General features: G+C 49.3%; 12 protein-coding genes. 7 read left to right on the top strand and 5 right to left on the bottom strand.

From position 1 onward, the window contains the following. On the bottom strand, nucleotides 1-4,020 hold the full coding sequence (gene hrpA / locus ACO6VG_RS15550) for an ATP-dependent RNA helicase HrpA (RefSeq protein ID WP_422474631.1): 4,020 nt from the start codon (nucleotides 4,018-4,020) through the stop codon (nucleotides 1-3). A gap of 344 nt (nucleotides 4,021-4,364) precedes the next feature. On the opposite strand from hrpA, the gene ACO6VG_RS15545 reads away from it, so the two are divergent. From ACO6VG_RS15545 to ACO6VG_RS15535, 3 genes are all read left to right on the top strand, one after another. Beyond that, nucleotides 4,365-5,336, top strand: a complete 972-nt coding sequence (locus tag ACO6VG_RS15545) for an alpha/beta hydrolase (protein WP_422410617.1) — start codon at nucleotides 4,365-4,367, stop codon at nucleotides 5,334-5,336. A gap of 94 nt (nucleotides 5,337-5,430) precedes the next feature. Continuing rightward, a complete protein-coding gene (locus ACO6VG_RS15540; protein ID WP_422133132.1) occupies nucleotides 5,431-5,913 on the top strand; it encodes a MaoC family dehydratase in 483 nt (160 codons plus the stop codon). A gap of 206 nt (nucleotides 5,914-6,119) precedes the next feature. Next, nucleotides 6,120-7,886: a hypothetical protein gene (locus tag ACO6VG_RS15535; protein WP_422410619.1), complete on the top strand. Its 1,767-nt coding sequence runs from the start codon at nucleotides 6,120-6,122 to the stop codon at nucleotides 7,884-7,886. Between the two features lie 72 nt (nucleotides 7,887-7,958). Here ACO6VG_RS15535 and ACO6VG_RS15530 read toward each other — a convergent pair whose 3' ends face one another. Genes ACO6VG_RS15530 through ACO6VG_RS15520 form a run of 3 tightly spaced genes read right to left on the bottom strand, consistent with a single transcriptional unit; the run spans nucleotide 7,959 to nucleotide 10,485 of the window. Beyond that, nucleotides 7,959-8,681 (bottom strand): amino acid ABC transporter ATP-binding protein, encoded by a 723-nt coding sequence (locus ACO6VG_RS15530; protein ID WP_422137086.1) that lies wholly within the window; start codon nucleotides 8,679-8,681, stop codon nucleotides 7,959-7,961. Between the two features lie 4 nt (nucleotides 8,682-8,685). Then, nucleotides 8,686-9,657, bottom strand: coding sequence for an amino acid ABC transporter permease (locus tag ACO6VG_RS15525; RefSeq protein ID WP_422137554.1), 972 nt, complete (start codon nucleotides 9,655-9,657; stop codon nucleotides 8,686-8,688). An 18-nt stretch (nucleotides 9,658-9,675) separates the two neighbouring features. Next, nucleotides 9,676-10,485, bottom strand: a complete 810-nt coding sequence (locus tag ACO6VG_RS15520) for a transporter substrate-binding domain-containing protein (protein ID WP_422133128.1) — start codon at nucleotides 10,483-10,485, stop codon at nucleotides 9,676-9,678. 295 nt (nucleotides 10,486-10,780) lie between these two features. On the opposite strand from ACO6VG_RS15520, the gene ACO6VG_RS15515 reads away from it, so the two are divergent. From ACO6VG_RS15515 to ACO6VG_RS15505, 3 genes are all read left to right on the top strand, one after another. Next, on the top strand, nucleotides 10,781-10,963 hold the full coding sequence (locus ACO6VG_RS15515; protein ID WP_422474629.1) for a hypothetical protein: 183 nt from the start codon (nucleotides 10,781-10,783) through the stop codon (nucleotides 10,961-10,963). A gap of 318 nt (nucleotides 10,964-11,281) precedes the next feature. Next, complete coding sequence (locus ACO6VG_RS15510; protein ID WP_422137552.1) at nucleotides 11,282-11,635, top strand: phage holin family protein; 354 nt, start codon at nucleotides 11,282-11,284, stop codon at nucleotides 11,633-11,635. Between the two features lie 92 nt (nucleotides 11,636-11,727). Continuing rightward, nucleotides 11,728-12,126 (top strand): hypothetical protein, encoded by a 399-nt coding sequence (locus tag ACO6VG_RS15505; protein WP_422133125.1) that lies wholly within the window; start codon nucleotides 11,728-11,730, stop codon nucleotides 12,124-12,126. 17 nt (nucleotides 12,127-12,143) lie between these two features. Here the strand turns inward: ACO6VG_RS15505 and ACO6VG_RS15500 are convergent, their stop codons facing one another. Continuing rightward, nucleotides 12,144-13,517 (bottom strand): hypothetical protein, encoded by a 1,374-nt coding sequence (locus tag ACO6VG_RS15500; protein ID WP_422411839.1) that lies wholly within the window; start codon nucleotides 13,515-13,517, stop codon nucleotides 12,144-12,146. Nucleotides 13,518-13,786: 269 nt separating this feature from the next. On the opposite strand from ACO6VG_RS15500, the gene ACO6VG_RS15495 reads away from it, so the two are divergent. Beyond that, the gene (locus tag ACO6VG_RS15495; RefSeq protein WP_422411837.1) at nucleotides 13,787-15,439 is read left to right on the top strand and encodes a hypothetical protein; all 1,653 of its coding nucleotides are present in this window, start codon (nucleotides 13,787-13,789) and stop codon (nucleotides 15,437-15,439) included. Nucleotides 15,440-15,609 lie beyond the last annotated feature (170 nt).

The raw sequence follows: 15,609 nt of genomic DNA, 5'->3' as shown, positions 1-15,609 counted from the left end.
TCAGACTTCCTGAACCTCCAGCCAGAGTTTCCTGAGGCGTTTGTCGGATACCGGGAAACGGGTTCCCAGTTTCTGGGCAAATAACGAGACGCGGTACTCCTCTAGCATCCAGCGATAAAGCATCAGGTTTTCATCAACAATTTTATGCTTCTCATGAATGGCTCTACGCTTTTCCCAGGCTTTGAAAAGGGTAGCCAGCTCCTCTGACCAGGCCCGGTCTTTATTGACCTGGGCAGGCAGTTTCTCCAGTCTTACCTCAATGCCTTCGAGGAACCTTGGATAGTGCCTGAGCCACTCAATGCCTGCATCACAGAGAAAACCGGGACAGATCAGCCGCCCCAGATGCTGTTTGATATCGGAAAGTGAAAATGCCCGATCAAAGGATATTTTGCCCTTCAGCTGCTTGCTGATGTTGTGAGTCTTCTGGAAAATCTCAAACAACAGGCCATCGACCTCTTCGGCAAAAGGCACCAGGTGACCTTTTCGATCTTCAATCAGAGCATTGAAAGCCGCTTCATCCCTCGGCCCATTATTCCCGGATAACAGGGCAGGATCTCGAACAAACACCTCCGAAATCACAAACGCCTGAAGGTCTTCCTCCAGTGCTCTGGCCTGCACGATGCCCGTGGTCAGCAGTTTCACCTGTTTCAGATGGTTCATTTTCGACAAGGCAAACTTCAGCTGTTTGGACAGCCTGAACTGAAGCAGACGAGTCACCCCCATACGGTGAGTCGCTTCAGCCATAGCTTTGTCTTCAAACAGTTTAACGGCCACAGAGCTGTTCTGATCCACCAGAGCCGGATAGCTTTTTAGCACCAGCCCCCCCACTTTGCGGGTTATCTCTTCCGGCAGTTCACCACAGCTCCAATCTTTCAAACCTTCCTGCTGTAATGAACTGTCCGTGAGTCTGCGCATACTGTCTTCAGACTCGCGACCAAACTTTTCTTTGAGCTTGATCAGATCACGGCCCTGCCCCAGCACCTTCCCGCTTTCATCCATCAGCCGAAAGTTCATCTGCAAATGATCGGGCAGATCATCAGTGTCCCAGTGCTCATCCAGAATGCGCATGCCGGACATACGATGCAGATGATGACCCAGAATATCGGTCAGTGGCTCATCGCAGATAGACATAGACTCCATAGCGCCCCGAACATAATCCGGTACCGGGACAAAGTTTTTGCGCACCGCCTTGGGCAAGGCTCGTACCAGGGCCACACACTTGTCGTAAAGCATACCGGGCACCAGCCATTCCAGCCGGTGTTTAGGCAATAGTCTCAGTGCCTGTACCGGTAATGTCAGCGTCACCCCATCATCCAGAGCACCTGGCTCAAAATGATACGACAGCGGCAATTCCAACCCTTCCCAGCGGAAAAGGTCGGGGTACTTGTTCTCGGTCACCTCATCAGCATCATGCCTCATCAGATACTCTTTGGTGAGGTACAACAGCTGAGCATCCTGTTTCTCAGCCTCTTTTCGCCACTTTTCAAAACCCGCTCCGTTGTGGAGATTGGCTGGCAGCTTCTCATCGTAGAATTGATAAAGAGTTTCCGGGTCGACCAGAATATCTCTGCGTCGAGACTTGGCTTCCAGTTCATCCACTTCCTGAATCAACGACAGGTTGTGAGACTGGAACTTGCCCTGTGAATGATAATGCCCCTCCACCAGAGCTTCCCGGATAAAAATCTCACGGGATACCACGGGATCAATGGCGCCATAACCGACCCGACGACGACCAACAATAATCAGGCCGTATAAAGTCACCTGCTCAAAAGCCACCACCTGGGCTCTTTTCTTCTCCCAGTGGGGCTCAAAATAATTTCTTTTGATCAGATGACCCGCCAGCGGCTCAATCCACTGGGGCTCCACTTTGGCATTAGTGCGGGCGAACAGCCTGGAGGTCTCCACCAGCTCCGCCGTCATCAACCACTTGGGCTTGCGCTTATAAAGCGTTGAAGACGGGAACACATAAAAACGACGGTTACGTGCTCCCATATAATCTGCGTCGTCATCTTTGCTACCCAGGTGAGACAGCAAACCCGCCAGCAGGGATTTATGAATATCGGCGTAACTGGCCTCGTCTTCATTGGTTTTCAGACCGACTTCTTTGCAGGCCAGCGCTAATTGTCGATGCAGGTCCCGCCACTCTCGCATTCTCATAAACGACAGGAACTGTTGTTTGCAATATTTACGCAACTGGTTCTGGGACAGCGTCTGACGCTGTTCTTCATAGGTATTCCAGAGCTGTACCAGGCTCATAAAGTCGGAGTCGTCGTGATAATGTTCACGGTGCCGCTGATCGGCAGCCTGCTTTTTCTCTGCCGGACGCTCTCTTGGGTCCTGAATGGCCAGGGCACTGGTGATGACGAGCAATTCGCCAAGAGCACGGTTTTTATCCGCTTCCACCAGCATTCGAGCCATTCGGGGATCTACCGGCAATCTGGAGATCTGCTGTCCGATTCGAGTCATACGTCGTTTATCACTGACGGCACCCAGCTCCTGCAACAGCTTGAAACCGTCGTTGATCGCCCTGGCATCAGGTGCATCAACAAAAGGAAAGGCCGCAATATCACCCAGACCCAACCGCAGCATCTGCAAAATAACCGCCGCCAGATTGGTTCTGACAATTTCGGCATCGGTAAATTCAGGACGCCCCAGAAAGTCTTCTTCAGAATAAAGTCGGTAGCAAACACCCTCTGCTACACGACCACATCGCCCTTTTCGCTGATTGGCAGAAGCCTGGGATATCGGTTCAACAGGTAGCCGCTGAACTTTTGAACGGACACTGTAACGGCTGATTCTTGCCGTACCCGGGTCTATAACGTAGCGAATACCCGGCACGGTCAGGGAGGTTTCCGCTACATTGGTAGACAGGATCACTCTTCGACCGCCACCATGAGGCTGAAAGATGCGGTTCTGTTCTGCTGCAGACAGGCGGGCATAAAGGGGAAGAATCTCGGTATGAGCCAGCCGCGCATCCTTGAGGAATTTATTGGTTTCCCGGATTTCCCGTTCACCGCTGAGAAAGACCAGCACATTCCCCAGACGTCCGCCTTTGCCGGAACGTTCCAGATGCTCAATCTCCCGCAGACAGGATAATATACCCTGTTGAACTCTCAGGTCGGCATCCCGACCTTCCAGCTCCAGATCTTCCATGGGGCGATAATTGACTTCCACGGGATAGGTTCGGCCAGAAACCTCAATAACAGGCGCATTATCAAAATGTTTGGAGAAACGCTCAACATCAATGGTGGCCGAAGTAATAATCAACTTCAGGTCAGGTCGTTTGGGTAACAGAATTTTCAGATAACCCAGCAGGAAATCAATATTCAGACTGCGCTCATGGGCTTCATCAATAATGAGGGTATCGTAGCGGTTCAGAAAACGATCATTCTGAATCTCTGCCAGCAGAATACCGTCGGTCATCAGTTTAATCAGGGTGTTCTCATTACCGTGATCGCTGAATCGAACCTGATAACCTACCTGCTCTCCCACAGGCACTTTCAGCTCCTGCGCTATCCGGCTGGCGACTGATCGCGCGGCCAGTCTTCTCGGCTGGGTGTGACCTATCTGGCCAACGATACCCCGGCCAGCTTCCAGACAGATTTTCGGAATCTGAGTGGTTTTACCGGAACCTGTTTCGCCAGCAATAACAACCACCTGATGTTTTTCAATCGCCTTACGGATCTCATCACGACGGGCTACGACGGGCAGCGCCTCATCGTATTCAATGTCAGGCACAGCCTGTCGCCTTTCCTGAACTCTGCAAGTGGATCGATTGATTCTTTCCTGCAGCTTATCCATCGCTGTCTGGTCGCCGGTTTTCAGTCTCTGAATCTGCCTGCGAACAGGAAAACGATCCCTGAGCATGCACTGCTCCAGAGCGTCGTATAATGCTTTCTTGTTTAGCTGGCCGCCCTTTGCAGGGTCGCGCTCTGGGGAATGTTCGCTGGGCGATGACCTTTCTTGACGCTGGGTGGGCTCAGGGCTCTGGATAGGCTCAGGGCTGTTTCGGCCGGACACTCATATCTCCCGGAAAATGCATTTCAATCAAAACGCCCAATTATACTCGGTCCGGGCTCTGATATCCGATTTTCTTTCATACGCTTGCAGGGAATGAAGCGGCTTCTGAGAGTCATTCGCCAGAAGCGACGGGGTGTCGAAGATGATCATTTTTTCTGTTTTCCCGGTAGTGAGCCGGTAGAAAAAATCGTTAAACCATTTACTAATTGTTTCATTTTTGCCATAAAGTGTCCTCTGACTTTATAAGTCTTGAGCCGCCCTGTCTCGCCTGTCTTATAGAGGTACTAACCTGTAGTCATGGCTAAAGAGCAAAAATTCAACAATAACGAGAGCAGCTCCACGGCATGAAAATCTACACACTGAAAAGCGACGACCACAGCATTCCTCTCTATTGCTGGAATAACCTGCCTGAATGTGTGGACCGCAAAGGCATTGTTCACATCAGCCATGGCATGGCGGAATATGGACAGCGTTACCGCTCTTTTGCCTCAGAACTGAATCAGGCAGGCTACCTTGTCTTCGCCCATGATCATAGAGGGCATGGCGCTTGTATTGAGCAAGAGGGTGCAGGCTATTTCGCCGGGCAACGAGGCTGGCATAAAGTAGTGGATGATCTGGCAACCGTTGTTGAGTTTATTCAGAAAAAGTTTCCCAACGCCCCGCTGGTTCTCATGGGTCACAGTATGGGGAGCTATATCTTGCAGAGCTACCTGATCCATCACACTCCCAGGCTGGCTGGAGCTATTCTCTCTGGCTCAAATTATGCCCCCAGGCTGTTACTGGAAGTCGGCCTGCTGGTCGCCAAACTGGAATGCCTGAGACAGGGCAAGAAAGGCATAAGCCCCCTGATCAAACAACTAACCTTCTCCAGTTATAACCGCCGATTCAAGCCAAACCGTACTGAGTTTGACTGGCTCAGCAGAGACCCACAAGCGGTGGATGATTATATCTCCGATGAGTTCTGTGGTTTCTCCTGCAGCAATCAATTGTGGCACGACCTTTTCCAGGGTTTACTTCATATCGGGGCCACCTACCATCTTAAACAAATCGAATCGAAGCTGCCTTTTCTGGTCATGGGCGGTGAAAAAGATCCAGTCAGCGCTCCCTTGGGGCAACAGAAACTTACCAAAGCATTACGGAAAGCCGGTTTAAGAAATGTCACACTGAGCCTGTATCCTGAAGGCCGTCACGAAATGTTGAACGAAACGAATTCTCAGCAAGTAATAAAACGCTTGTTACAATGGATCAATCAAACAGTCATGAGTCAGGAATATTGCTCAGTGAATAATTCCGCCCCGGAGCTCACAGAGTCATGATCGTAAAAAGCTTTTCGCGGCATTAATGGATTTGTCAGCCGGTAGTGTTTACTGCCGCCCTTTCTTGTTATGTTGCCTTTAAGGGCCAATGATAATGCGCAAACTGGAAAACACCCCGTTTGATGAGCTAAAAATCGGGGATAAAGATACTCTGACCCGGACACTGACCGAGCAGGATCTGCTGCTGTTCGCCAAGGTTTCCGGCGATACCAATCCTGTGCATCTGGACAAGGATTATGCCGCCAAGACTCAGTTTGAGGGTCGTATTGCTCATGGAATGTGGACGTCATCCCTGATCTCCTGTGCCCTCGCCACCCGACTGCCCGGTCCCGGCGGCATTTACCTGTCACAGGAAGTGAAATTCATGCGTCCTGTCAAAATCGGTGACACGGTAACCGTTGAATTGGAAGTGATTGAGATTAATGAACGTCGCAAACGCGCCACTATCTCCACGAACGTAGTGAACCAGAACGGCAAAACGGTGGTCAAAGGCAAAGCGGAAGTCATGCCCGCTGTCGACAAAGTGGTGGTGGATGAATATCCATTACCCGATGTGGAGCTGATCAACAGAGCCTGATTATCCTGGAGCCGGGCAGCCCTGGCTGAACGCTTCGACTGTCTGTCTACAACTCTGGAAATGCCTTTCAAGGACAACGTGGACTCGCCGGATGAGTACCAGGGCTGGATCCCCCGGGGTTTTATGGATTTACTGGAAACTGCCCCGAAGCAAGCTACTTTGAATGAGCACCTCAGAAACTAAACCTTTTTAGAGAAGTGTGCTCTATGAATTTCAAAAATTGTAACTTCTTCAAACCAGACTCAGTGACGCGACGACAGTTGTTTTTTCTCACCCTGGCGATTCTGCCATTGTCGATGAATGCAACACCGGCCAGGTCTCAGTCTGCTGATTGTTCTCTCATTGTTAAACCCGGCGGAGCATCGGCAGGATATGGTCGATGTCCTGTCGATAAACGCTGCAAACCTTCTGATGATGAAAAGGATTGTATACCGGAGTTTGGACCCAGACTAAAAAATGGCCATTTCGGCCCATCAATTCGTCAATGGGGTAGTTCCAGAATCGGAGGCCTGAACAAGCCTGTAGCAGTGGCAGAGAACCCCAATGCAAGAGGTCAGTTCTTTGTGCTGAACAGCGGCGATGACAGCATAAGTATTTTTTACTGTCCCGGTGTAAAGTCCGCTTCTTCATACAAACCGGAACATCGTCGTGACCTGGCTTCCTGTCATTTCATGCACCGACCCACTGATATCGCCTTTGGTGGCTCACCCACCCTGGGTGATGTCCCGCAATTCGAAGGGCAGGAGGTTCATAATATAAGCCAGACCGGAACATTTGCTACCACGGGTGGTAGCTGTAACGATTACACGGCATCTGCCTTTATGGGATACGATTTCACTCAGCGAACCTGCTCGGACTTTATGGGACCGACTCTTTGGGAAAACAACCTTAAAACCTTTGCGATTAAAAACAATGATTTTTTTCCGGATGATCTCGCCACAAAACCTTTTGGTTCCCATATCGACATGCTTCATCAGGAACCCTACGCAATGGGTATCACCTGGGAAGGCAGGCAAGCGGGTTACTGGTCGTGGGACGCAGGCCCCGACTCTAAATATGGAAGTATTGTGTACAGCAATATTACCCGCTCCCATGGCTATGGTGGACATGAACATACCCATGCCTTTCTGTATCGGTACGCCAATACAACCATGAACTTAAAGCCCGGAAGCAATATTGTCCCCGGACAAATGGCCAGGTACGAGAAGTATTTGTTTGTAGCCAATCCAGCAAAAGGCGTAATTAACGTTCTTGATACTGAAAGCGGAACCGAAGAGGGGGATGTAAAGCCCGAAAATGAATGGCGTGAAAAATATGCCGCCTATACCAGAATAGTAGGTGCCAGCTTCACCGAACTCAGTGTCGCCGGACTTGAACTAAAAAGCCCCAGCGGTCTGGTTATTTCTAACAAGAGGCTGTTTGTCAGCGATTCTGAGACCGGAAAGATCCACGCCATAAGTCTCGACACTACAGGAAACCATACCTACATAGGCTGCATTCAAACGCCCGCAGGCCAGATTGCAGGTCTTGAGGTCGATCAAAAAACCGGACGCCTCTGGTTTGTTGACGCTACCTGGCACACACTGAATGTTGTTGAACCTCTGTGTCCGAGCCGCGATGACTGTGTATCTGATTCACCCTGGGGTCAGCAATGTGCTCCCGACACCGATGAAAATGGCAAGACTGTCTGGCAAGTGCATCTGGAAGAATCGAACAATTATGATAATTTTCAAGGGTGTGCCAGGTATTACTTTCTTGCTTGTCCGGGAGGCGATTCACACAAGAACAGTAAGCTTCCCGTTTGCAAGGCACAGGGTGGCACATGGCGGGATGCAAAAGTCAGCTGGATTGACGGACAGAGTACCTGCAAATGCATACCCCCTGAATTAAGACTGTCCTCCGAATCCAATCGGGTCGCTTCTGCCTGGCTGCCACTGGGCATTTTGCCATTACTGGCCCTGTATTACCGCTAAAGGGAGTCATGCTGCACTGGAAGGCATGGCCCTGAATCCACAAAGCCATATCTTCCAGAACCCAGTGATGACTCAGATGACCTGACTCAGAAAAGCCTGCAGGCGTTCACTGTCAGGACTCCCAAAAAAGCTATCAGGAACACTGTCTTCCAACAGCTCACCGGACTCCATAAACAGAACCCGGTCGGCCACTTCACGGGCAAAGCCCATTTCGTGAGTGACCACAACCATCGTCATACCTGAGCGAGCCAGTTGTTTCATCACCTCCAGAACCTCACCGACCATTTCCGGGTCCAGTGCTGAAGTCGGCTCATCAAACAACATGATCTTCGGCTGCATGGCCAGTGCCCGGGCTATGGCTACACGCTGCTGCTGACCACCCGATAATTGAGGTGGAAAACTCCTGGCTTTGTCAGACAAACCGACTTTGGCCAACAATGCTAAGGCCCTGTCTTCAGCGTCGCTTCTGGAGATACCACGCACTTTCATCGGTGCAAGACAGATGTTGTCCAGTACGCTCAGGTGAGGAAACAGGTTGAAGGACTGGAACACCATGCCCACTTCTTCCCTCAACTTATTGACATCACCGGGCGTGGTCAGGGAGATTCCGTCCACGACAATTTCACCGGCATTGATAGTTTCCAGCTGATTCAGGGTACGCAGAAAAGTCGACTTGCCCGAGCCACTGGGCCCAACCACAACCACCACCTCTCCTTCCCTGATGGTCTGACTGACATTTTTCAGGGCATGAACCCCATTGGGGTAGACCTTGTGAATGCTCGTCACGGAAATGATAGCGTCAGTTTCTTGCAGCATACTTCACCTCCATTCTTCTGACGACAAACGACAGGATACCGGTCAGTACCAGGTAAAGTACCGCAACCGTGAACCAGACTTCAAAGGGACTGAAGGTACTGCTCACCGTTTCCCGACCGGCTTTGGTCAGATCGGTCAGGGAAATCACCGAAACCAGTGAAGAGTCCTTGATCAGGTTAATAAACTGACCAGCCAGCGGTGGCAGAACACGTTTAAAAGCCTGGGGCAGAATGATATAGCGCAGGGTTGCACCACGACTCATTCCAAGACTGCGCCCAGCCTCCATCTGACCTTTGTGAATCGACTCAATACCGGCTCGAATAATCTCTGCAATGTAGGCGCCGGTGAAGATCGACAGTGCTGCAACACCGGCTGTAAAGCGATCCAGATGAAGAACCGTACCAATAAAGAAATAAACAATGAAAATCTGCACCAGCAACGGGGTGCCACGAATCACCTCGATATAGAGTATCGAGAGATTTCTCAACGCCGGATTGGGAGAAATTCTCGCCAACCCTGAAATCACTCCCAGGAGAATGGCAAAGACAATAGAGACCAGCGACAGCTTTATGGTCATCACCAAACCATTGGCTATGGGTCCGGCCTTCCATTCATAATTGACAGCCAGCAAATCCCCTTCAAAGACCAGATCACCGTCATAAACCTGAACGTCGGCAAAGCCTTTAATGACCGTCTGCTCTGAGTCATCAAAGTCATTCACCAGAACAAGTTGTCCACTGTCGTTGGTTTTAACAGTGCCGTCGTATTCAGCCCTGAGTGGATTTTCTGCCTTGAAGAAAACGTACTGAGGAATGCGCTCCCAGCGCCAGATATACTCAATCGATTGGCTTGACTTATAGATACCCACGCCCATCAGCAGCAATAACGCACCGAAAACCAGGTTCCACAAAACCTGGTTCGGTTGTTTTTCCATTTGCAGCGGACGGCCGGTCAAGGGTTTACTGCTCAGCACTTAGTTCAGAGTCTTCTGCCATTCGGAGCTTTGGAACCACTTGGCATAAATCTTATCGTAGGTGCCATCGGCCTTGATCTGACTCATAAAGTTATTCAGCCAGTTTTCAAAATCAGGATCACCTTTACGAATACCCCAGGCCAGAGGCTCATGAGTGAAGGCGGTGTCCAGATGAGTCAGCTTTCCTTCGTTCTGGCTGGAGTAAATCGCATTGAAAGGAAAGTCATAAACGAAAGCATCTGCCTTGCCGTTAGCAACTTCCAGAGCACCATCGGCTTCTGTTTCAAACAGGCGAATATTGGCTTTACTCAGGTAACGTTTGGTCGCCTGTTCACCGGTAGTACCCAATTTGGTAGCAACAGTGTACTTCTTGTTATTCAGATCCTTGTAGCTCTTGATTTCACCTTCCAGCCCCTTGCGCAGCAGGATACTTTGACCGACGACAATGTAAGGCTGGGCAAAGTTGATCTGCAGGTTACGCTGAGGAGTCAGGGTCATGCCGGACATAATAATATCAAACTTGCCGGTCAGCAGGGCAGGAATGATTCCATCCCAAGCAGTGTTGACCAGTTCCAGCTCAACACCCATGGCTTTGGCCATCTGACGGGCAATGTCTACATCAAAGCCGACAATATCACCGCGTTTATTGGTCATTTCAAAAGGCATGTAGCCCGCTTCCATGCCAACACGGAGGGTTTTGCGCTCAATGATTTCATTCAGGGTAGACTCTTGCCAAAGCTCTGTGTCAGAAGCAAAAAGGCTGGTGCTAAAGGCCAGCATAAACGTCAGAAATACCATTATTTTTTGCATTATGTTTCACTCCAGGGTCCCGGTTTGGCCGGAACTCAGTCACTACCAGTTTTTTATAATGTGAAATATGCTGTCAGAGACAGCACAGTATCTCGCTTATTTGTCGTTTTGTTTGGCCTTCAACAGAAGGTCAAATGCGCACAAGACCAGGGTATTCTACATAGACATGTCGATTTGAACAGTACTTTAGTACTATTCAATACTGAACCAAAGCATTTCGCTAAAGAGGGTGTCGCAAAACTCTGGTTCACATCTTCAGAGGGTGTCGCAAAACTCTCTCCAGCGTGGGAACGATTTGACTCCCGTCATTCCCGGCTTCATTCTCGTCATTCCCGGCTTCATTCTCGTCATTCCCGCGAAGGCGGGAATCCACACTGACTCACCACCAGAACCATACTGCCCGGTGCCCCTGGCCTTGTCATCCCCGAGAAGGCAGAGATCCACTGTTGGCGCTGGATTCCCGCCTTCGCGGGAATGACGACCTAAGAGCATGGGAACGAGCTGTTGGAGTTTTGCGACACCCTCCTTCAGCGTGGGAACGATAAATTCAGGACTAAGTACCTGGCCAGTTGGTTTCGCATATTCTGGCGAGTGGATTTTTTCATCCTTCAAGGCGCAACGACGGGCGCGTAGCCATAGCTACGCAACCAGAGTTGGAACGCAGAAGGATGGAAAAAGCCGCCGTCCAGAATATGCGAAACCAACTGGTTAGGTACTTACCACCTGTTTTTCTGTCTTTGACTTCAGGATGGTGTAAAGTGCACAAGCCATTGATGCCATCTGGAGAACATTTGCCATGCTGAGCCTGATTTTATACTTCCTGATCAATGGTCTGGCTGTTTTTATCACCGCCAGAATCCTTAAAGGCGTAGAGATTGAAAACTACGGAAGTGCGATATTAGTATCTATCCTGCTGGCTGTGGTGAATACCTTTGTCAAACCGATTCTGTTTTTCCTGACCCTGCCCATCACCATCCTGACTCTGGGTTTATTTATCCTGATACTCAATGCCTTTATGTTGATGATCGTTAATTACTTTATGGACAGTTTTCATGTGAAAAATTTTGGCTGGGCACTGATCATGAGTATTGTACTTTCTATCATCAATTCAGCGCTGTTCCTAGTGATACCCGGCGTAATGATTCCTTAGCATCATGCCGACTGTTCAAATTGGAGAGGATGTCAAGTTTTAAACCTTACAGTCGAGACATATTTGCAGAGACTCTGACGAAAGGAACACTGATGAAAAGGATCACTCTGGTACTGGCCAGCCTCTGCGTCCTGCTTATTTCGCCAATGACCCAGGCCAGCGCCCAGGAAGCGGCCCTGAACTTTTATTTTCAAAAAGATCCGGGCACCAGGGGGTACGCTGTCACGCTGCCACTGATGCTGAGTCCTACTTCCAGAGATCAGCCCATGGAAATCAATGAATTCCCAGCTTTCAAAGTGTCTGTTCAGCAGGGTATACGGGGGCTGGACATCCTCTTCTTCGACAAACTTTCCGGCAAGTTACTGGCCAAGATGCGCTACCCAATGTTGAATCGTCTGAAGAATACTTTTCAGACACAGGGATTTACCGGGCTTCAATATATCCATCACCCCAATGGAGCTGTGCTCCAGTTTATTGGAATGGTGAAATAGACAACAGTGACTGAATATTACTCTGGACTATCCCCATCCTCAAACTCGTAATCAGTATTTAAGCCTCCCCGATTCTGATCTGACCCGGAGAGACGCTCAACTCTTGAACAGGTATTATCAATATGCTCCTGGACGACCACACTATCACAACCCTGCAGTGCCCGAGAGCATATCGGACAACTGATCTGACAATGGAAAAACGCCCAGTGATTAACCACTGCCATTTCTGACATCAGTGGCAGATCAACCGTATAATCCGCATTGTCGAACTGTTGCAGATGACCTCCCATCAGAAGCACTCGAAGCAGGGACTCAGCCCCCTCATCACCCTGGCATGAACCACAACGGTATGACTCGATATGACGGGGCAGATGAGCTTGCAGGACTTGCTGGTTGTTGAAAGTTACAGCACAAAAACAACAGCTGTATTGCAAATGGCTATTCATGTGGAAAGCGGAAGGCTGGTGAATGCGCCCGAACTGATTAAGAGTGCAGCCTGATACCGGACATTCCGCCTGCCCCTGATGTGAGGACTCAAAATGAGCAGTGTTGTCTGTTTCTGCTGTTAAAACACTCTCACATCGGGGAAAAATACAGGCGGTAAAACAGTGTTGCAGCAAAGCATTCATGAGCTGTTGCCGGGGAAGATTTAATTCCAGGTTCTCGCTACAATGCCGACACATTGCATGGACTCTTCCTCTGGACCACTGTTGCAAATGCTCCGAAAAAAAATGAGCCCTGCCCCCCCCCTGATCAAGTACAATAGTTCTATGCTCAGGAGGGCAAAGATTACAGTGAACCCTGGGCCTTCTGCTCTTGCCACAGCATGGACACCTGGCAGGTGAGGCTCCAAAGAACCGATAGCAGTCTTCACAAAGACATTTGCCACAACAGGAGTATTTCCAGCGAATCGCCTTTTTCTGGCAATACCAGCACAGATGAGAAATCTTTTTATCTCCAGGTCCCGAGCTTCGTCCATCGCTATTATCCTCCTTGTGATCCTCCCCCCCGGTCGCAACAAGCCTATCTGGCTCAGACGACGCCTCTTTCGTACCTGTGCCTTTTCTGTTACCCCCCCCGCTATTCTCATCAGTTGAGCTCTTATCACTGCACCGGCTCACATCGGCGCCGAACTGCAGAATTCCGTTCAAGGCACCATAAAAAGAGTTCAGATTACTGGCCGCCTCAAAAACCCTATCCTGAGAGCTGCCGCCTATCGCCCGGATCGTATTTGGCATCAGGCCGTTATAAACAGGAATATGGGCGCTAAACAAGGGAGTCAGAAAAATCAGCAACAAGGCTTCATGACAAAAAGCCACTCCCGGCTGTCCTTCCCCTGAAGCTTGAGCAGGGCCCCACCAGACCAGAAAAACCAGCGGCAGAAATATCAATATCTTCAAGACTCTTCGTGCCATCAAAAAGGTGAATGGTTTTAATAGGACAGTCAGTTTCAGTCGGCCAATAAAACCTTTTGCAAAATAATGATTTTTATCAGCCTTATTTCTGCCTGCTACCTATACTCCTCTGTTGAATAAAAAGCGCTGTCCAGTAAAAACGATATTACCTGGTTGAGATTAAACCAGTAGTCCTGACAGGGCATGAATGATTGTCTGTAGAAAACGCTTTTACTCTACGAGCAATGTTGTCTAACGAGGAAACGATGAAGCTTTTACTGTCTCTTGGCATTCTCGCTCTTATAACGGTCCTGTCTGCTGAATCTTGTCCGGCTTTGCCGACAATACCAACAAGTCAAACCACTGCCGCAACAAGTGAACTTAGGCTTTACGAGCTCTGCTCAGGAAATATCGAGAATCAGGAACTGCTCAGCACTGTGGCCATGAAAAGGGCAACGGTAAAGGCTCTGGAACAGGTCCTGGCCAGGTCTACACAGCCCATCGACCGTTGTGTTATCGAGACCCCGACCAAGGGAAACTATCTTGATGAAAGCATCAATGGATTCAATACCAACAAATCAAGAGAAGACACCGCCAATACCGCTTTCCTGCTGGTAGGTGTCGGCATAAAATCAGAACCTGTCAGAGCAGCAGAGGACTGCGCTTCGACGAAACCGGTCATTGCCGGAAAACAGAAGGGGCAGCCTTCGGTTTTACCCAGGGACTGGCTTGAACAGTTTCAGCTCAGAAAAACCATTTATTTAAAACCGGGACAGATGCTGATCGGGGTGCCACTGGACAGCAGCAACGGTGCATTTGCAAAGGGTTATTTTGCAGGTCTAAAGAGAAAAATTGACCCGGCAAATAACTGCTCCAAACACTTATACAACCTCAGAAGTCTTTTTTACAAAGGGGAGATGATTCATTTTAGTGGTACAAACATCCTGATTACTGGTTTAACCACGTTACCATCATTCACTGGTACTTATCAGGCTGACCTCCAAACAAAAACTCTTTGCGATCGGGATTGGCTTAATACACTTAGAGCCGCTCCAGGCCACGAAATGCACACTGAAATACTGAAAGGAGAGCTGGACCTGAAATCGCCGGAAGTTCCGGATGAAGGCGACATAGTCAATATTTTCGGGAATGAGCTCTTTCAAATCCTTCAGCCCGCCGTTAGCATTTCTCTGGCGGATGAATCCCGAGACGTAGATTCAAGGTTATTTAACAACAGAACCCTGATTGATTTTTCGAACAATCAGGTCTATTCCTGCTACCCGGGGCAGGTTGAAACGGCCGTGAATATTAACATTGCCTATCAGAATGCCTCACCAGAGTCCGGGGTCATTCAGGCTCTGGAATTTAATGACAATCACATCCTGGGAAATGCAGCGCAAGCCATAAACCTTGTGCTTCCGGAACAGGTTAAAGCCAGCATTATCAACAATCTTTTTGTGACGACAAAAGTCAGTGACAAGGATACAAAAGGTATCAGTATCAATGGCCCGGACCAGAGCAGCAAGAACTGGCAAGCCTCATTAACCCTTAATGTAACCGGAAAACTTATAAAAGGTTATCAGGCTGCATTGTCTCTGGCAGGTCATCAAAAGCGGGGGTTGTATCCTGATCCATCATCCAGCAGTAAATCAACCCCCGCTTTACTCAGCGCCGTGACTGAAATACAGGCAGCATTCAGCGATGCAACAGAGAGCACTTATTTTCAGTTCTCTGCTTATACAGAAAGTAACAACCCGGAAGACTCCAACGCCTGGCCACTCACAGCAATGGTCATTGGCGGAGTTTCGATTGCGACCCTGGGTGTTATTGGCGGATACCTTAAGTACAAAATAAGAAACTATTACTTGGCGAGATTTGGTTCTGAAATGGCACTATCAGGACCAAAATCCAAGTTCTGAGCAATGCAAACAGGTCACCGGAATACCCTGCCTCCAGTCAAATCATGAGGCAGGATACAGGCGAGGTTTCGCTGTAAATCACTCACCCCTGAAGAAAATGTTTTTGCGCCAGTATTTCGATCAATTCTCAAAAAAACCTACCAATGGATAACACCGTCTATACTCCCTTA

Source organism: Endozoicomonas sp. ALB032, assembly GCF_049310125.1.
Classification (GTDB): Bacteria; Pseudomonadota; Gammaproteobacteria; order Pseudomonadales; family Endozoicomonadaceae; genus Endozoicomonas_A.
This window is presented reverse-complemented; position numbering and strand designations above follow the sequence as displayed.

Bases quoted from the DNA above. Each gene is read 5' to 3' on its own strand.
- ACO6VG_RS15520 (WP_422133128.1), bottom strand. From the start codon at position 10,485: ATGCAAAAAATAATGGTATTTCTGACGTTTATGCTGGCCTTTAGCACC.
- ACO6VG_RS15495 (WP_422411837.1), top strand. From the start codon at position 13,787: ATGAAGCTTTTACTGTCTCTTGGCATTCTCGCTCTTATAACGGTCCTG.
- ACO6VG_RS15535 (WP_422410619.1), top strand. From the start codon at position 6,120: ATGAATTTCAAAAATTGTAACTTCTTCAAACCAGACTCAGTGACGCGA.
- ACO6VG_RS15545 (WP_422410617.1), top strand. From the start codon at position 4,365: ATGAAAATCTACACACTGAAAAGCGACGACCACAGCATTCCTCTCTAT.
- ACO6VG_RS15540 (WP_422133132.1), top strand. From the start codon at position 5,431: ATGCGCAAACTGGAAAACACCCCGTTTGATGAGCTAAAAATCGGGGAT.
- ACO6VG_RS15510 (WP_422137552.1), top strand. From the start codon at position 11,282: ATGCTGAGCCTGATTTTATACTTCCTGATCAATGGTCTGGCTGTTTTT.
- ACO6VG_RS15505 (WP_422133125.1), top strand. From the start codon at position 11,728: ATGAAAAGGATCACTCTGGTACTGGCCAGCCTCTGCGTCCTGCTTATT.